The sequence below is a fragment of the Pseudomonas sp. NFPP12 genome (genome assembly GCF_900103205.1).
Taxonomy (GTDB): domain Bacteria; phylum Pseudomonadota; class Gammaproteobacteria; order Pseudomonadales; family Pseudomonadaceae; genus Aquipseudomonas; species Aquipseudomonas protegens.
The window spans coordinates 287266-304609 of record NZ_FMWW01000001.1 but is presented as its reverse complement, the minus strand read 5'-3'; the positions used below and the strand labels follow the sequence as shown (position 1 = coordinate 304609).

Here is a 17344-nt window from a genome sequence, read left to right as displayed (position 1 = left end):
GAACATGACCTCCCTGCAAGACCGACTGCAAGCCAGCACCGAGCGCTTCCTGAAGATCAGGCGCAACATCCACGCCCATCCGGAGCTGGGTGAAGACACCCTGGACACCGCAGCCCTGGTCACCGGCCTGCTCGAAGGCTGGGGTTATGAAGTCCACACCGGGGTGGGCGGCCATGGCGTGGTCGGCGTCCTGCGTCGCGGCTCGGGCTCCAGGACCCTGGGCCTGCGGGCGGACATGGATGCCCTGCCGATCATCGAGCGCAACGGCTTGCCCTGGGCCAGCCAACGCGCCGGGGTGATGCACGCCTGTGGTCATGACGGCCACACCGCCACCCTGCTGGCGGCGGCCGAACAACTGGCCCTGCACGGCGAGTTCGACGGCACGCTGAACCTGATCTTCCAACCGGATGAAGAAGGCCTGACCGGCGCCAGGAGCATGATGGCCGACGGGCTGTTCCGGCGCTTCCCCTGCGATGCGGTGTACGCCTTCCACAACATGCCGGGGTTTCCCGTGGGCTACGCGATCATCAAGAGCGGCGGGGTCATGGCCTCGTCCGAGCGGGTCGGCATTACCCTGACCGGCAAAGGCGGACACGGCGCCGTGCCGGAGCGCGCCGTCGATCCGATCCCGGCCCTGGCCAGCATCATCAGTGCCCTGCAAACCGTGGTCTCGCGCAACATCAGCGCCAACGATGCGGTGGTGATCAGCATCGGCAAGGTACAGGCCGGAACCGCCACCAACATCATTCCCGAATCGGCCATGCTGGAGCTCAGCGTGCGCACGGTTGACCCGGCGATCCGCCAACAGGTCGAGCAGCGGATCCGCACCATCGTCGAGGGCCAGGCCGCAGCATTCGGGGTCACCGCCGAGATCGACTATCAGTTGCTGGCCCCGGTCCTGGTGAACACCGTCGCCGAGACGCAACGGATGCTCGACGCCGCGCGCAAGGCCCTGGGCAACGAGAACGTGGTGGAGCAAGTGTCATTCAGGGCCATGGGCAGCGAGGATTTTGCCTGGATGCTGGACGAAGTGCCCGGCTGCTATTTCGGCCTGGGCAACGGCACCGGGGAGTTCAACGGCTGCTCGGTGCACAACGATCACTACGACTTCAACGATCAATTGATTCCCCTGGGCGCAGCGTGCTGGGTGGAACTGGTCGAAGGCTACTTGCGCTGAGGCGCTTGGTTCTCGGGGTGCCCCGAGCTGGGTGCCCACACACTGTCTTGTGCAGGCCAGCCCTGCACCCGCCTATCAGGACACTGCCATGCCAAACGCTACCGCCATCGCCCACATGAGCGCCATCGAGCTGCTCGGTCATTACCGTGACAAGCAGCTGTCTCCCGTGGAGGTCACCCAGGACGCACTGGCCCGTATCGAGCGCTTCAACCCGCGGGTCAATGCCTTTTGCTACACCGATCCCGAAGGCGCGCTGAACACCGCACGCGAAGCTGAAAAGCGCTGGATGAAGGGCCAGCCCTGCGGCGCCCTCGACGGCTTGCCCACATCGATCAAGGAGCTGACCCCGACCCGGGGCATGCCGTCGCGCAAGGCATCACTGACGATTGGCGCGCAAGGCCCCTGGGACGTCGACGCGCCCGTCACCACTTTCATGCGGGAGGCCGGCGCCGTGGTGCTGGGCAAGACCACCAGCCCGGAGTTCGGCTGGAAAGGCGTGACCGACAGCCCCCTCTACGGCATCACCCGCAACCCCTGGGACACCCGCATGACCTGCGGCGGTTCCTCCGGCGGCGCAGCGGTGGCCGCGGCGCTCAATCTGGGCGTGCTGCATCAGGGCAGCGATGCCGGAGGCTCGATCCGCATCCCCGCCAGCTTTACCGGCACTTTCGGCTTCAAGCCCACCTTTGGCTACATCCCCCAGTACCCGGCCAGCGCGACGACCCTGGTATCTCACCTGGGCCCCATGACCCGTACCGTGGAGGATGCCGTACTGCTCCTGCAGGCCATCGCCCGGCCCGACCCGCGGGACGCGCTGATGGGAGCCCCGCGACACACCCCGTGGCTGTCCGACAGCACCCACCTCAACGGCCTGCGCATCGCCTACAGCGCAGACTTCGGCTATGTGCAGGTTGATCCGCAGGTCGCTCGCCAGGTGGCGCAGGCCGTGGCGCGGCTGGAACAACTGGGGGCGATCGTCGAAGCGGTCGACCCGGGATTCGACGACCCCCTGCAACTGTTCAAGAGCGTGATCTACGCCGGCGCACAGACGCTGGCCCGGCAACTGAGCACGGCCCAGAAAGCCATGCTCGATCCGGGCCTGTTGCGCTTTACCGAAGAATGCCGCCACACCACCCTCGCCGACTTCACCGCGGCCCAGGAAGCCCGGGCGGCCTTGATGGCCCACATGAACATGTTTCACAGCCGCTACGACCTGCTGGTCTGCCCGATGCTGCCGATCACCGCGTTCGAGGCCGGCCACGACACCCCGCCCGGCAGCGCTATCGATGACTGGATGAAGTGGTCGCCTTTCAGCTACCCCTTCAACCTGACCCAGCAACCTGCTGCCTCATTGCCCTGCGGGTTCTCGGAGGCGGGATTGCCCATCGGCCTGCAGGTGGTTGGCGCGCGATTTGCCGACGATCAGGTGCTGCGAGTATGCCGGGCTTACGAGCGTGCATTTCCCACGCCCTTTCCACAGGCCCCCATGACCGGCGCGGCCATGGCCCCGCAGGTGTCGCCGGTGTAGGGTTTGCACCCTCTTGCCGTGCGCCGCAGTCAGCCCGCCGCAGACTGCGCCAGGACCTGGGCCAGGGCGTCCCTCAACTGCGCCTGGCTGAAGGGCTTGAAGATCCGTGGCAGCTCCGGCACCGGGCCGTCCTGGCGCTGGGCATAACCGCTGGCCAGGATGATCGGCAACTGCGGGTGCAGGCGCCGCACCGCTTCGGCCAACTGGCGGCCATCCATGTGTGGCATGGCCATGTCGCTGATCATCAGCTGGATGTCCGGGTGCTGCTCAAGACACTGCAGCGCCTGGGCTCCGCTGGCGGCGCGGATGACTCGATGGCCCAGGTCCTCCAGCAGCAGCGTGGTGCTGTCCAGGACCAGGCTGTCGTCATCCACCAGCAGCACGCACAGTGGCGGGTGGTCCGGGCCCGGGGCCGGCATGGCCTCACTGCCCGGCGAACCCTTGGCCGCGCTCGCCAGGGGCAGCCACAGCTCGGCGCGGGTGCCCTGGCCCAGGCGGCTCTGGAGCACCAGGCGCCCGCCCAGTTGCTCGGCCAGGCCGTGGACCATCGACAGGCCCAGGCCGGTGCCCTTGCCCAGGCCCTTGGTGGTGAAGAACGGATCGGCGGCGCAGGCCAGGGTCTGTTCGTCCATGCCCTGGCCATCGTCGACCACCGCCAGGCAGACGTACTGCCCCCGGGCCAGGTTGCCCGTGGCCCCGCGCAATTGCGCCTCGATCAGGATCGAACCGCCCTCGGGCATGGCATCCCGGGCATTGCTCACCAGGTTCAGCAGCGCCAGTTCCAGCTGGTTGAGATCAGCCTGCACCGCTGGCAGGTCCGGCGCCATCTCCACCCGCAGGGCAATCCTGGGCCCCACCGAACTGCACAACAGGCCGCTGAGGCTGGCCACCAGTTGGCCCAGGTCCAGGGCCTGGGATTTCAACTCCTGGCGCCGGGCGAAGGCCAGCATGCGCTGGGTCAGGGTCACGCCGCGCTCGGTGCCCTGCAGCGCGTTGTCCAGCAGGCGCCGCAGCCTGGGGTCATCGCCGACCCGTTTGTGCAGCAGCTCCAGGTTGCCGCGGATCACCGTCAGCAGGTTGTTGAAGTCATGGGCGATGCCGCCGCTGAGCTGGCCGATGGCCTGGAGCTTCTGCGACTGGAACAGCGCTTCGCGGGCGACTTCCAGTTCCTTCTGCGCCTGGACCACCTCGGTGATGTCGCGGGTGATCTTGGCGAAACCGATGATGGCCCCGGAGTCGGCGCGGATCGGGTCGACAATCACATGGGCCAGGAACCGCGTACCGTCCTTGCGCAGGCGCCAGCCCTGCTTCTCGAAACGGCCTTCGCGGGCGGCGGCTTCCAGGGCCTTGCGCGGCTCGTCGCTGGCCCGGTCCTCGGCGGTATAGAACAGTGAAAAGTGCTGGCCGATGACTTCCTCTGGGGCATAGCCCTTGATCCGTTGCGCCCCCAGGTTCCAGCTGCTGACCCGGCCCTGGGCATCGAGCATGTAGATCGCGTAGTCGGTCACGCTCTGCACCAGCAGGCGGAACTGCTGTTCGCTCTGTTTCAGGGTCTGCTCGGCGGCCCGCTGCTCGGTCATGTCCCGGGTGACCTTGGCAAAGCCGATCAGCCCGCCGGCGCTGTCGCGGATCGGGTCGATCACCACATGGCACCAGAACCGCGTGCCATCCTTGCGCAGGCGCCAGCCCTCGCCTTCGAAACGCCCGCACTGCGCGGCACTGTCCAGCGCCCTCTGGGGCAAACCGGCCTGGCGATCCTCGGGGGTATAGAAGCAGGAAAAGTGCCGGCCCAGCACTTCCTCCTCCCGGTAGCCCTTGAAGCGCCGGGCACCGCTGTTCCAACTGGCGACCCGGCCCTGGGCGTCGAGCATGTAGATCGCGTAGTCCACCACCGCATCGACCAGCAGGCGGAAGCGATCGTCAGTAAGAGGGTGGTACGGCTCGGGCAGATCAGGCATGGCAGTTTCCGTCGGGTATTTTTTTCATCGAATCGGCGAAACGTTGCAGCGCCGCAGCATTCATCGGCCGGGGCTCGGGCCAGTGTGCACCGCCTGCAGCTGTCTGTGTGGAATCGCATGCCTGGCTCGACAACGCAAGGGACAGACGGTTGACCGTGGAAAATATATTTCCGAGCTTTCGATCTAGTGGCACTGCGGGCACAATGCGTACCTTTTTGGCTGGCCCTGCCGGAGACCCTGAAATGATCAAGACGCCGTACTACCTCATCGACAAGCAGAAGCTTTTGAGCAACATGCAGAAGATCGCCTACGTGCGCGAGCAGTCCGGCGCCAAGGCCCTGCTGGCCCTCAAGTGCTTCGCCACCTGGTCGGTGTTCGACCTGATGCAGCAGTACATGGACGGCACCACCTCCTCGTCGCTCTACGAGCTCAAGCTCGGCCGGCAGAAGTTCGAAGGCGAGACCCACGCCTACAGCGTGGCCTGGGCCGACGACGAGATCGAGGAGATGCTCGCCAACTGCGACAAGATCATCTTCAACTCCATCAGCCAGCTGCAGCGCTTTGCCGACGCCAGCGCGGGCAAGGTGCGCGGCCTGCGGGTCAACCCCCAGGTCAGCAGCTCGGACTACCTGCTGGCCGACCCGGCGCGCCCGTTCAGCCGCCTGGGCGAGTGGGACCCGGCCAAGATCGAGCAGGTCATCGAGCAGATCTCCGGCTTCATGTTCCACAACAACTGCGAGAACGGCGACTTCGGCCTGTTCGACCAAATGCTGACCACCATCGAGGAGCGCTTCGGCCACCTGCTGCACAAGGTCGAGTGGGTCAGCCTCGGCGGCGGCATCCACTTCACCGGCGAGGACTACGCCCTAGACGCCTTCTGCGCGCGCCTCAAGGCCTTCTCCGAGAAGTACGGCGTGCAGGTCTACCTGGAGCCGGGCGAAGCGGCGATCACCCAGAGCGCCTCCCTGGAAGTGACCGTGCTCGACACCCTGTACAACGGCAAGCACCTGGCCGTGGTGGACAGCTCCATCGAAGCCCACATGCTCGACCTGCTGATCTATCGCCTGAACGCCAAGCTGTCACCAAGCGCGGGCGAACATACCTACATGGTGTGCGGCAAGTCCTGCCTGGCCGGGGATATCTTCGGCGAATACCAATTTGATCGTCCGCTGGCCATCGGCGATCGACTGTCGTTCATTGATGCGGCGGGTTACACCATGGTCAAGAAAAACTGGTTCAACGGTCTGAAAATGCCGTCCATTGTCGTGAAACAACTCGATGGCAGCATCGAGGTGGTACGCGAGTTTGGTTTCGAAGACTACCTGTCCAGCCTTTCCTGAGCGGACAGGTCACGAGGAGAAGTAAATAAATTGAAGAAGAATGTTCTTATCATTGGTGCAGGAGGTGTCGCCAAGGTGGTGGCCCACAAGTGCGCGCAGCACAACGACGAACTCGGTCGTATTGCTATCGCGTCGCGCAACATCTCCAAATGCCAGGCCATCATCGACAGCGTCAAGGCCAAGGGCAGCCTCAAACAGCCCGCTGAAATAAAAGCCTATGCGCTCAACGCGCTGGACATCGAGGCAACCAAGGCGCTGATCCGCGAGACCGAGTCGCAGATCGTCATCAACGTCGGTTCCGCCTTCCTCAACATGTCGGTGCTGCGTGCCTGCATCGATACCGGTGTGGCCTACCTGGACACCGCGATCCACGAAGAACCGGGCAAGATCTGCGAGACCCCGCCCTGGTACGGCAACTACGAGTGGAAGCATCTCGAAGAGTGCCAGCAGAAGAACATCACCGCGATCCTCGGCGTCGGCTTCGACCCGGGCGTGGTCAACGCCTATGCGGCCCTGGCCCAGCAGGAACATTTCGACCGCATCGACTCGATCGACATTCTCGACGTCAATGCCGGTTCCCACGGCAAATATTTCGCCACCAATTTCGACCCGGAAATCAACTTCCGCGAATTCACCGGGCAGGTGTGGAGCTGGCAGGACAGCCAGTGGACCAGCAACACCATGTTCGAAGTCAAGCGTACCGACGACCTGCCTGTGGTCGGCTCGCAAAACCTGTACCTGACCGGCCACGATGAAGTGCACTCGCTGTCGAAGAACCTCGATGTGCCCAACGTGCGCTTCTGGATGAGCTTCGGCGAGCACTACATCAATGTGTTCACCGTGCTGCGCAACCTGGGCCTGCTCTCCGAGCAACCGGTGAAGACCGCCGAAGGCCTGGAAGTGGTGCCGCTCAAAGTGGTCAAGGCCGTGCTGCCTGACCCGGCCTCCCTGGCCCCGGGCTACACCGGCAAGACCTGCATCGGTGACCTGGTCAAGGGCAGCAAGAATGGCCAGCCGCGCGAAGTCTTCATCTACAACGTGGCCGACCACGAAGAAGCCTACGCCGAGACCGACAGCCAGGGCATTTCCTACACCGCCGGCGTACCGCCCGTGGCCGCCGCCCTGCTGGTGGCCCGTGGCGAGTGGGACGTGCAGCGCATGGCCAACGTCGAGGAACTGCCGGCCAAGCCGTTCCTCAAGGCGCTGGACCTGATGGGCCTGCCGACCCGCATCAAGGACGAACAGGGCGACCGCCCATGGGACGCCAAGGCTTGATGCACTAGCCACGACAGGAGGCGCCGATGCAGGCGCCTCCTGCCTGGATGAATGTTTCGTTTGTGCGTCGCTTTTGCGTTTCTGTGCGACAGATCCCACTTCAGGGGCTCCCGCCCTGCTCCTTCGCAGTGTTAGCTTGGCAAGGTTTCTGACTAACAGCTCAGATAATCCTTACCCCCTGCAAAGGAATGCCCTCCGCAATGGATTTTTCTCTCAAGCACCTGGCTGCGGCCACCCTGATGCTCGCCAGCCTGTCGTCCTACACCTCGATCGCCCAGGCCAACATTACCCCGCAACAAAGCGCGGCCATCCTCAAGACCTTCAATGACGCCACGGTCACGGATTTCCGCCAGTTCCTCGGCACCCTGGCCAAGAGCCCGCTGGCCAAGAGCGACCAGCTCGCCCCGACCATCGAGACCTTCCTGGCCAACAAGCCCCTGAACGCCGAACAGCAGAACGAGATCCACCGCCTGCTGGGCCTCTACGCCCGGATCAAGTACGGCAAGGCCGCCACCGAAACCCTGCGCGAGCTGGTGGCCATCCCCACCTTCAACATCGACGGCGTGCCGCAATACAAGAACCCCGAGTTCCTCAAGATCGCCGCCAAGATCCAGGACCTGGCCAAGGCCTTCAACCTGAACTTTCGCAACATCGACAACCGGGTCTACGAGATCTCCCTGGAAGGCAGCGGCGATGAAGTCGTCGGCATCCACGCCCACGCCGACGTGGTGCCGGTGACCCCGGAAAACTGGGTGCTCGAAGACGGCACCCGCCTCGACCCGTTCAAGGTCACCCTGATCGGCGACCGCATGTACGGCCGCGGCACCGAGGACGACAAGAACGGCATCGTGGTAGCGCTCTACGCGATGAAGATCATCAAGGAAGAGAAGCTGCCCCTGGCACGCAACTTCAAGCTGCTGGTGGACACCACCGAGGAAACCAGCGGCGACGCCATTCCCTACTACTTCGAACACAACCCGACGCCCAACTACAACCTGGCGCTGGACGGCGGCTACCCGGTGGTGATCGCCGAGAAAGGCTACGGCACGGTGATGGCCAGCTTCGCCCGGCGCGCCGCCGAGGGCAAAGGGGCGGAGATCACCCACCTCACCGGTGGCCTGGCCACCAACCAGATCCCCTCGACCTCGGTAGCCACCCTGGTCAGCGAGCAGCCCGCGGAACTGGCCGCCAGCCTGCAAAAGGCCGGCGCCGAATATGCCAAGCAGCACGGCGGCAACTTCCAGGTCGCGGCCAAGGTGGTGGGCAAGGATGTGCAACTGACGGTCACCGGCGTCTCGGCCCACTCCTCCGAGCCCGAGTCCGGGGTCAACCCGGTGGCGCGGATGCTGGACTTCATCAACAGCCAGGACGGCAAGATCGCCTTCAAGCACAACGCCTTCACCGATGGTGCCCGCTACGCCGCCGACAACTGGGGCCTGGACTACCTGGGCAACAAGCTGGGCATCGGCTTTTCCGACGACTTCATGGGGCCGCTGACCACCTCCCTGACCCAGGTCAGCGTGGATGCCAAGACCTTCAAGCTGGCGGTCAACCTGCGGGTGCCCAAGGGCAAGACCCCGCAAGTGCTGAAGGGCGAAATCACCGACAGGCTGGCGGCCTGGAGCAAGAAGACCCAGGTGGCGGTGAACATCGACACCAAGATCGCCGAACCTATGTACCGCAACCCCGAGGGTGAATGGGTCAAGGCGCTGCTGGCGGTGGCCAGCGAGAACCTGGGCATGGCGCACAAGTTCGGCACCTCCGCCGGCGCCACCTCGGTGCACGAGTTGCCCAACGGCGTGCAGTTCGGCCTGGCGCGGCCCGAGGTCAAGTACACCGGCCACACCGACAACGAGTTCAAGACCGTGGAGCAATTCCTCCTGGACCTGCAGATTGTCACCGAGATGGTCGGCCGCATCGGCCAGTTGCCCAAGCTCTGACCGCCCTCACGGGCCCGCCCCCCATGGCGGGCCCGTTCTCCCCTTCCTCCACGCCTCAGCGCGCCGATGACCTCCAGTCGGGGTCGCTGACATCTCGCAGTACCCCGCCATACCCCTGGTAGAGGTTGCCCTCGGGCAGCAACTGCGCTGTGGCCAGTTGCCGGTGCAGGCCGCCCAGGTGGTAGAACGGCACACGCACATAGAGGTGATGCTCGATGTGGTAGTGGATGGCGTGGGGGCCGAACAGGAAGGTCTGCACGCTGGGCCGTACGATGCTGCGGGCGTTGCGGCTCTGGTCGGCGGCAACCGGCAGGCCGGCATGCTCCATGATGGCTCGCACCCGGCCCAGCAAGGGCAGCAGGGTAATCGCCGGCAACAGCCACAACCCCAGGTACAGCCAGGGGTGGCCGCTCCAGGCCAGCAGGCCGAACAGCAGGCCGTTGCTGACCAGCATGGACAGCACTTGCGCCAGGGCCTGGCGCGGCGACTTGTCGACCCGGGGCATGATCGCGCGGTAGTCACCCCGGGCGAACCTCAAGGCACTGATGAAGTAGCCCGCCCCGCACAGGTCCGCCAGCAGGCGCAGGGCCAGCTTGCCCCGGGGCAAGGGGTAATCCCCCAGGCCGAAGACCGCCACCACCGGGTCGTCATGCTCCATCGGATGCAGGTGATGCTTGAGGTGGCCGGCGCGGTAGGTGCAGAGGGACAGGAACAGCGGGCCGGCGGCCAGCCACTGGCCCAGCCGATCATTGGCTTTCTGCCCGCGCAGCAGCAGGCCGTGGGCGCTCTCGTGCATCAGCACCGCCAGCGCCAACTGGCTGCGGGCGATCAGCAGCGCGGCCAGCAGGTAGATGACGGGGTGCGGCCAGAGCGCGGCGCAGGCGAATGCGGCGGCGATCAGCCCCCAGTCGGCCAGCAGCGCCAGGCCACCGATCCAGGGCTTGAGCAGGAACAGCCCGGCGTCGGGGGCAAAGGCACGCAGGGCCCGATTCTCTCCGGCACGGGGTTCAGGCTGGGACACGGGCAGGGTTTCCTTGTCGTTGGGTGGCCAGGGCACAGGCCAGGGCCAGGAACAGGCCGCCCGCCACATCGATCAGCGTGTGCTGCTTGAGGGTCAGGGTCGAGAGGCAGATCAGCAGGCCGATGACAGCGCTCAGCTCTTTGCAAGGGCGGCGCCAGAGCGCGCGACAGGCCAGGCAGGTCACTGCCACATGCAGGCTGGGAAAACCGTTGCAGGCCAGGTCCAGTTGCCACATCCGGCCCAGCCGCTGTTGCAGGAAGCCATTGTCGAGGGCGGCGATATCCGGCCTCGGCACATATTCGGGGAACAGCCAGAAGCACAGCAGCCCAACGGCGAAGGCCATGCCGGTGGCGTTGCGCAGGGCCCTGAAGCCCTCCTGGCTGGCATAGGCCGCCGCCAGCAGCACAAAGGGAAAGAACAGCACATAGACGAACCAGGACTGGGCGATAAAGGGGATCAGCTCATCCAATGGCGTGACCCAGTTGTAACGCGGCGTCACCAGGCGCTGCAGCCCCATGAACGCGCCCAGCCCCAACAGCAGGGCGAACACCGCAGCCAGGGCCTGCCGAAGGTTGGCGGCGGCTATCAGGCGCTGCAAGGTGCCGGTCATGGCTGCTGGCCTGGGGTGGGCATGGAGCGGTGAAGACTCAAGGCCGCGCCCTCACAAGCCGAGCAAGCGGCTGGCCCAGGCATCGATCCGTGCCTGGGCCCGCTGGTTGCCCGAGATCACGTCGGGCGCTGGCGCCGCCGCGCTCAATTGCCGCGCCGCCTCGGCCACCTGACGGCGGAAATCGGCAGGGTCGCCGCGCCAGGTCACCACCCGGTGCAGCAACTGCAGTTGCCGGGCCCGGGCGGCGTTGCTGGTCTGTTCCGGCTGGTCGCTCACCACCAGGATGATCGGCCGCTGGTAGACCCGGGCGATGGACAGCGCCGCCATGCCCGGTGCCGAGACCAGGAGTTGCGCCCGGGCAGCGCGGCTGGCCCAGAGCGGATCGACCTGCAGCCAGCCGCTGCGCCCGGCATAACCCTCGCCCACGCGGTGAGCGTCCAGGCCCGCATCCTCCAGGCCACGGCTCAAGGCATCGGCCAGGTCGGGCTCACGAAAATGCGGGTTGAGGTACACCGCGGCGCCTACGGCGGCCTGTTCCGGCAAGGCTTCGGCCAGGGCCACCGGGGTCGGCAGGCGATACAGTGCCGGGGCCTGGGTATCGTCGACTTCATAGGCGAAATCGTGCTCGATGCGCGCCCGCGCCGTATCGATCTGGCGCCCGACAATCCAGCCGAACAGGCGCCCGAACTGGCGCGGCCACATGCCGGCAAAATTGTTCAGCAGCGCCACCTTGAGGCTGGCCCCGTATACGTGCACCACCTGGCGCCGCCAACCCGGCAGCATGCCCATGTAGAGCAATGCCGGGTGGAAGGAATCGTTGATCACCAGGTCCACGCCGCGCAGCCGGCGCCGCAGTTGGAGGATGTCCCGCAGCATGCGCCCGGGGCGGAACAGGTAGTGGGCGACATTGCGGTTGGTGGCCTGGCGCAGCATGTTCTGCTGGCTGTCGAACTGCACCGCGTAATGCAGCGAGAGAATCTGCGCCGCAATGCCGAAGCGCTGCAGGAAGTCCTGCCCCTGCTGCGAGGTGGTCAGCACCTCGACCTCGGCCCCGGCCGCACGCAAGGCATGTACCAGCAGTTGGGCGCGCATCAGGTGCCCGCGGGCATCGGCGGTCGCCAGGTAAAGAATCCGTGCACTCATCGCCCCACTCGGCCCCGACCACCGAGCAGCCAGCCGGCACCATACATCGCCAGGGCACCGGTCACGCCAAAGCTCGCATCGACGCGGCGAATGTCCTTGAGCAGGCGCGCCAGATGGCCCGCCTCATGGGGCGCCACGATGCGCCGCAAGGTGTTCTCGCACAGGCGCACGTGGGCTTTCTCGTCGGCCAGCACCCGCGCCAGCAGCGGATACAAGCCATGCCCGGCATCCAGCACCGCACAATGGCGGGTCAATACCCGCTCGGCCATCTGCTCGGCACACAGCCCGGTGGCATAGGCCGGCACCAGCAGGCCCTGTTCGAAATGCCCCGCATAACGACGGGCCAGGCGCTGCCAGCGCTGGATCTTGCGCCGGCTCAGCCAGTCCGGCTCCAGGCGGGCTTGAGCGTCGTCGCCCCGCTCGCGCAGGGCCTCGGCAAACAGGGTCACGTGGCGCTGCTCATCGGCCAGGTGCTGTGCTACCTGCCGTTCGAGCCAGGGTGGCGACTGCGGCAACAGCTCATCGAGCAACGCACGCTCGGTGGCGTCTTCACCGGCCAGGTACATGCGCAACAGCAGGCGTTCGCCTCGCGGGCTGCGGTGCAGGCGCAACAAGGCGGCGCGCTTGATGCGGTCCACCAGCCGCGCCTGCAGCGCCCCCAGGCCCTGGGGCCGGGGCATGCTCAGGCAGTCGAAGTTGGCCTCGCCGGCAACCGCTTGCCCCGCATTCATTGCACGGGCTGCGCGGCGCTGGCGGTGGCCGTCCTGGCCCCGTGCGAATGGCGCTGCCAAGCCAGGATCAGGCCGATAAAGCTGTCACGCATGAAGGCCGTGCCGCTGGCCGCAGCGCCGGGAAAGCTCTCCTCCTGGCCGTTGTAGCGCAGGTAACCCTGGCCGTTGACCGCGCCCAGCTCCAGGCTGTCGCCCTTGTTCAAGCCCCGCTGACGCACCTCCCTGAGCAACGGGCTGTCCTCCAGCGCAAAGACAAACAGCTGGCGCTGTACCACCCACAGCGGGATCTGCCCGCTCAGGGCCTGCAGGTCGAGGTTCCAGGTGCCCTGCTGCAGCACCTGCTCCAGCGCCTCGCTGCCCGGCTGCCTGGCACTGAAGCTGGCACGCATCAGCGACTTCGAGACTCGGCCGACGCCCAGGCCGATGGTGATGTCGCCCGCTGTCGGGTGCTGCGCATCGCTGGGGCGCACCACCACGAAATAACTGGCCAGGCGCGCCGCGATCGACGGCTGGGCCAATACGTTGCGCGCCTGTTCGGGGCTGAACAGCACGCGCTCACGGGTGCCTTCACGGACGCTGATCTGATAGGGATCGAGACTGATGTCACGGAACTTGCCACGCACCGGTGCGTGCACATAGGTATCGGATTTCCACACCTTGCCCGAACGGCGCAGCAGCACCTGCAGGCTCAGGGGCACACGCTGGCCGTCGCTGGCGATGCCGCTGCCGTGCAGCAGAATGTCGCCGATCACGGTCTTGCTGTCGTGGTTGCTGTCGGCGTCGATGACGATGGCATGGGTTTGCCGGTCGACACTGGCCCGTGCATCACTCACGTCCAGGGCGATGCGGTTGCAGTCGAGGTTGCTGGAGGCGAACGTGGCGCAGCCACTGTCCGAAGCGAAGTGGTACACCCCGCGACCGGCGAACTCGCTGGGAGCGGCCTGGGCCTGGGCACCGAGTGCCAGCAAGGCCAGGCACGCCAGGGAACGGCCGAATGAGGCAAGAGAAGGGTTCTGCATGGGGACTTCCTCTGGGCACGCGAACGGCGTGCGACGATACGGCGCGACGCGGATCAATCCAGGTTGCGGTGGTACGACAACGCTTCACTGTGCCGGGCACTGGAGCGGCCGATGGACAGCCCGCAGCCACGCACCACGGCGCCGGCAGTGTCGAGCAACGAGATGGCAGTGACCATGGCCATGGCCCCCAGGCGCCGGGCTCCGTGCAGGGGCGGCAGGTCCTGGTGGTTGAGGGCCCGCAGGCTGTAGCCCAGGCGCCCGACCATCACGCACAAAGGCCCCAGCGGCCCACTGCGCCCGAGCCATTGCAGCCAGCCCGGCAGGTAGGCGCGCACCAGGTACGGGGTCAGGCCGACGCTGTCGCCGCCCCTGAGCCAGCGCAGCTTGAACACCTCGCCCTGGCTGTCGGGCAGCCGGTGCTCGGTGTGTGCCGCCGGCGCATAGGCCACCGCCACCCCCGCCGCTTGCAGGCGCAGGCCCATGACCTGGCAATGGGCACGATAGATGCCATCCAGTGGCTCGTAGCGATAGTGCTCGAAGGTGGCACAGCGAAAAGCCACGTTGTTGGCGTAGAAGTTACGCGTGGCGCCGTGGCGCAAGGGGCTGGGGAAATACATGAAGTCGATGGCGGTCAGCGCGCTGCCGGCGACGCTCGGCGCGTAGCTGGTGCGCCCGGCCACCGCCACGGGCGCCTCGGGTTGCACAAAGGGCAGCAGCAACTCTTCCAGCCAACGGGCATCGGGCAGGCAGTCGGCATCGGCGAATACCACGTACTGGCAACGCTCCTGGTCGACCGCATCGAAGCCGACATTCTTGGCGTCGTAATAGCCGGTGCTGGCGTCGATCTCGACAAAATCCACGGTGCGCCCAGCCAGCACGTACAACGCCTGGCGCGCCGCGAGGTCAAGCCCGTCATGGGTAATGACCCACTGGGCAAAAGACTGGGGTGACAAGCTCTGCCGGGCCAGCCGGGCAATCAGGCGCTCCAGGCTGTTCAGGGCTTCCTGTGCATCCTTGCCGCCGCGCAGGTTGTTGGTTTCCAACACCAGCGCGCTGCTGGCAGCAATGCCCTCCAGGCGCTCGCGCAATTGGCTACCGGGAGGCAACTGCGACATCCCGGTTGTCGTCTCTTGGCTATCCATTTCGCTGTGTCTCGAAAAAAAGCAGGGCCGCCCTGGGGCGTGACGGGCGCAATCACAGCATTATTCCGGGGATTATTCAAACGCCGGCTGCATTCGCTGTGATCGCTTGCGCAGTTGGCTCAGGCAGCACTTTGCCAGTGTTCCGCTCTTGCCAAACCAGGGCAAACAATGCTTTCGGCGCAGGACAACGGCCTGTCCCCAAGTACGTCATTCGGAGAGCGAACTTGTGTGCTGCGTGCTCACTAAGAGGGCAGCACTGTCACTGCGCGCATTATCACTTCATGTGGGCGAGGCGTACGACGCGCGTCCTCGGAAAGCCCCACACCAAGCTTCGAAAATTCTATTTATTTTCCGGATTTATCTCATATTTTTTCTTGCGCACCCTTTGCTAGTTTGAGCGCCACCTCCAGCCGGGGTCGAGCAAGACACGGGCCTGGCCTCTCTCACGCTTAAGGATGAGCCTATGTTCGCGCCGGCCGACACTGCGCATTTCGTGCTGTCCATTCCTGCCGTTCATCACGACTTCAAGGTGCTGGCCTTCCGGGGTCGCGAAGCCGTCAGCGAGCTGTATGCCATCCACATCGAGCTGGTTTCGGACAACCCCAACGTCGATCTGGAAAGCCTGCTCAACCAACCGGCGTTCTTGCAGTTCGGCCTCAAGGGTGAAGGCATCCATGGCCTGATCGACGACATTGAGGTCGGCGACAGCGGCAAGCGCATGACCCGCTATCACCTGATCCTGCGCCCTCACCTGTACCAGTTGCAGCACCGGCATAACCAACGGGTTTACCAGAACCTGACGGTGCCGCAGATCATTGCCAAGGTGTTCAAGGAACACGGCATCCTTGCCGACCAGTACCGTTTCAATATCGCCCCCAAGCCTTCGGTGCCGCGCGTGTATTGCGTGCAATACGGGGAGACGGATTTCCAGTTTCTGCAACGGCTGTGCTTTGAAGACGGCATTCATTGGCACCACGAACACAGCCTCGACCGGCACGTGCTGGTGTTTTCCGACAACCAGACCGACTACCCCATTCTCGCCCCCGCGCGCTATCAGCAAGGCAGCGGCCTGGCCGCCGAAGACCCGGTGGTCAGCCATTTCGCGGTGCGCTTCAGCACCCGCACCAGCCAGGTGGCCCGGCGCGACTACGACCTGAAAAAGCCCGACCCGCGCAGCACCTCCAGCGGCGCCAAGCTCGACCCAGTGCCCAGCACCTTGCATACCGGGGCACGCAGCAAGGCCACCCCGGTGCTGGAAGACTATCGCTACCCCGGCCGCTACAACACCGGCGCGGTGGGCAAACAGTTGAGCCAGATCGCCCTCGAAGGCCATCGCGCCGACTACCAGTTGGCCAAGGGACAAAGTGAACTGTCGAACTTGCGCTGCGGCCATCTGGTGACTCTCAGCGAGCACCCGCGCGGCGAATACAACCAGATGTGGCTGCTGATAAGCGTTGAACATGAGGGTCGCCAACCACAGGTGCTGGAAGAGTCGGTCACCAGCGACGAGCGCCACGGCGGCTTCAACCAGGGCTACCGCAACCGCTTCAGCGCCATTCCCAGCGAAACCTTCTTCCGGCCCCAAGAGCCGCCCCCCAAGCCGCGCCTGAGCAGCCAGACCGCGCTGGTGACCGGCCCTGCCGGTGAGGAAATCTGGTGTGACGATTTCTCGCGCATAAAGATTCAGTTTCATTGGGACCGCGAGGGCGAGCGTAACGAGTTCTCCAGCTGCTGGGTGCGCGTGGCCACCAGTTGGGCGGGTGAGGGGTTTGGTCACGTGACCATCCCGCGGATCGGCATGGAAGTGCTGGTCAGCTTTATCGGTGGCGACCCCGAGCAGCCGCTGGTCACCGGCTGCGTGCCGAACCAGCACACGCCCGTGCCTTATCCGTTGCCGGCGAACAAGACGCGCAGCGTGTTCAAGACCCGCAGCAGCCTGGGGGGCAATGGCACCAACGAATTGCGCATTGAGGACCGGGCCGGCCAGGAGCAAATCTACATCCATGCCCAGCGCGATCAGGACTGCACCGTCAGGAACAACGAAAGCCATTGGGTAGGCGTCAACCGTGTGCACTCGGTCGGCCAGGACGAAACCATCACCGTCGGCCAGAACAGCCTGAGAACGGTCAAGGTCGACGACACCCTGCAAGTCGGAGCCACCAAGAAGGACAGCATCGGCACCCAGTACCTGATCGAAGCCGGGGAAAAAATACGCCTGGTCTGTGGCCAGAGCGTGATCGAAATGCTGGCCACGGGGGAAATCAACCTCTACGGCAGCGCCTTCAACTTCTCGGTGACCGGCGATGCGCAGATCAATACCGGCGGCCAGCTCGACATCAACATGCCCGGCGGCGCCGCCGCCACAGCCCCCGAAACGGATGGCGACAAAGGCAGCATCGATGCCGAAGTCGAGGCTGCCTTCTCTCCCCCACCGGCACCTACCGCCTGACCTTCATTTCC

At 65.3% G+C, this 17344-nt stretch carries 13 protein-coding genes; 6 read left to right on the top strand and 7 right to left on the bottom strand.

Features of this window, described 5'->3' with window-relative positions; all coding sequences use genetic code 11:
- Positions 1-4: 4 nt before the first annotated feature.
- Together BLS75_RS01245 and BLS75_RS01240 are read left to right on the top strand one after the other, a co-directional pair.
- Positions 5-1177, top strand: coding sequence for an amidohydrolase (locus BLS75_RS01245; RefSeq protein WP_072450070.1), 1173 nt, complete (start codon positions 5-7; stop codon positions 1175-1177).
- Positions 1178-1265: 88 nt separating this feature from the next.
- Complete coding sequence (locus BLS75_RS01240; RefSeq protein ID WP_072450069.1) at positions 1266-2705, top strand: amidase; 1440 nt, start codon at positions 1266-1268, stop codon at positions 2703-2705.
- A 29-nt stretch (positions 2706-2734) separates the two neighbouring features.
- Here the strand turns inward: BLS75_RS01240 and BLS75_RS01235 are convergent, their stop codons facing one another.
- Positions 2735-4663: a hybrid sensor histidine kinase/response regulator gene (locus BLS75_RS01235; RefSeq protein ID WP_072450068.1), complete on the bottom strand. Its 1929-nt coding sequence runs from the start codon at positions 4661-4663 to the stop codon at positions 2735-2737.
- Positions 4664-4905: 242 nt separating this feature from the next.
- On the opposite strand from BLS75_RS01235, the gene nspC reads away from it, so the two are divergent.
- The 3 genes from nspC (at position 4906) to BLS75_RS01220 (ending at position 9218) form a co-directional block, all read left to right on the top strand.
- Positions 4906-6003: a carboxynorspermidine decarboxylase gene (gene nspC / locus BLS75_RS01230; RefSeq protein ID WP_072450067.1), complete on the top strand. Its 1098-nt coding sequence runs from the start codon at positions 4906-4908 to the stop codon at positions 6001-6003.
- Between the two features lie 30 nt (positions 6004-6033).
- The gene (locus BLS75_RS01225) at positions 6034-7278 is read left to right on the top strand and encodes a saccharopine dehydrogenase family protein (protein WP_011061818.1); all 1245 of its coding nucleotides are present in this window, start codon (positions 6034-6036) and stop codon (positions 7276-7278) included.
- 200 nt (positions 7279-7478) lie between these two features.
- The gene (locus BLS75_RS01220) at positions 7479-9218 is read left to right on the top strand and encodes a dipeptidase (RefSeq protein ID WP_072450066.1); all 1740 of its coding nucleotides are present in this window, start codon (positions 7479-7481) and stop codon (positions 9216-9218) included.
- 55 nt (positions 9219-9273) lie between these two features.
- On the opposite strand, the gene BLS75_RS01215 is transcribed toward BLS75_RS01220, so the two are convergent.
- The 6 genes from BLS75_RS01215 to BLS75_RS01190 are packed head-to-tail and all read right to left on the bottom strand — an operon-like array spanning position 9274 to position 14857.
- Positions 9274-10239, bottom strand: a complete 966-nt coding sequence (locus tag BLS75_RS01215) for a fatty acid desaturase family protein (protein WP_072450065.1) — start codon at positions 10237-10239, stop codon at positions 9274-9276.
- Positions 10226-10849 carry a phosphatase PAP2 family protein gene (locus BLS75_RS01210; protein WP_053152341.1) on the bottom strand — a complete coding sequence of 208 codons (624 nt, stop codon included), beginning with the start codon at positions 10847-10849 and terminating at the stop codon, positions 10226-10228. Before BLS75_RS01210 ends, BLS75_RS01215 begins: the two co-directional genes overlap by 14 nt.
- Positions 10850-10900: 51 nt before the next feature.
- Entirely contained in the window at positions 10901-11992 is a 1092-nt protein-coding gene (locus tag BLS75_RS01205; RefSeq protein WP_072450064.1) for a glycosyltransferase family protein, read from the bottom strand.
- Positions 11989-12723, bottom strand: coding sequence for a diiron oxygenase (locus BLS75_RS01200; protein ID WP_053159182.1), 735 nt, complete (start codon positions 12721-12723; stop codon positions 11989-11991). Before BLS75_RS01200 ends, BLS75_RS01205 begins: the two co-directional genes overlap by 4 nt.
- Complete coding sequence (locus BLS75_RS01195) at positions 12720-13742, bottom strand: hypothetical protein (RefSeq protein WP_072450063.1); 1023 nt, start codon at positions 13740-13742, stop codon at positions 12720-12722. The genes BLS75_RS01200 and BLS75_RS01195 overlap by 4 nt, the downstream gene beginning before the upstream one ends.
- A gap of 53 nt (positions 13743-13795) precedes the next feature.
- On the bottom strand, positions 13796-14857 hold the full coding sequence (locus tag BLS75_RS01190; protein WP_072450060.1) for a glycosyltransferase family 2 protein: 1062 nt from the start codon (positions 14855-14857) through the stop codon (positions 13796-13798).
- Positions 14858-15347: 490 nt separating this feature from the next.
- Here BLS75_RS01190 and BLS75_RS01185 point away from each other — a divergent pair, with 490 nt between their 5' ends.
- A complete protein-coding gene (locus BLS75_RS01185) occupies positions 15348-17333 on the top strand; it encodes a type VI secretion system Vgr family protein (RefSeq protein ID WP_072450058.1) in 1986 nt (661 codons plus the stop codon).
- The last annotated feature ends 11 nt before the right edge of the window (positions 17334-17344 follow it).

Excerpts from the sequence above, each read along its gene's own strand:
- BLS75_RS01210 (WP_053152341.1), bottom strand. The coding sequence starts at position 10,849 with ATGACCGGCACCTTGCAGCGCCTGATAGCCGCCGCCAACCTTCGGCAG.
- BLS75_RS01240 (WP_072450069.1), top strand. The coding sequence starts at position 1,266 with ATGCCAAACGCTACCGCCATCGCCCACATGAGCGCCATCGAGCTGCTC.
- nspC (WP_072450067.1), top strand. The coding sequence starts at position 4,906 with ATGATCAAGACGCCGTACTACCTCATCGACAAGCAGAAGCTTTTGAGC.
- BLS75_RS01245 (WP_072450070.1), top strand. The coding sequence starts at position 5 with ATGACCTCCCTGCAAGACCGACTGCAAGCCAGCACCGAGCGCTTCCTG.
- BLS75_RS01190 (WP_072450060.1), bottom strand. The coding sequence starts at position 14,857 with ATGTCGCAGTTGCCTCCCGGTAGCCAATTGCGCGAGCGCCTGGAGGGC.
- BLS75_RS01195 (WP_072450063.1), bottom strand. The coding sequence starts at position 13,742 with ATGCAGAACCCTTCTCTTGCCTCATTCGGCCGTTCCCTGGCGTGCCTG.
- BLS75_RS01185 (WP_072450058.1), top strand. The coding sequence starts at position 15,348 with ATGTTCGCGCCGGCCGACACTGCGCATTTCGTGCTGTCCATTCCTGCC.
- BLS75_RS01205 (WP_072450064.1), bottom strand. The coding sequence starts at position 11,992 with ATGAGTGCACGGATTCTTTACCTGGCGACCGCCGATGCCCGCGGGCAC.
- BLS75_RS01220 (WP_072450066.1), top strand. The coding sequence starts at position 7,479 with ATGGATTTTTCTCTCAAGCACCTGGCTGCGGCCACCCTGATGCTCGCC.
- BLS75_RS01200 (WP_053159182.1), bottom strand. The coding sequence starts at position 12,723 with ATGAATGCGGGGCAAGCGGTTGCCGGCGAGGCCAACTTCGACTGCCTG.
- BLS75_RS01235 (WP_072450068.1), bottom strand. The coding sequence starts at position 4,663 with ATGCCTGATCTGCCCGAGCCGTACCACCCTCTTACTGACGATCGCTTC.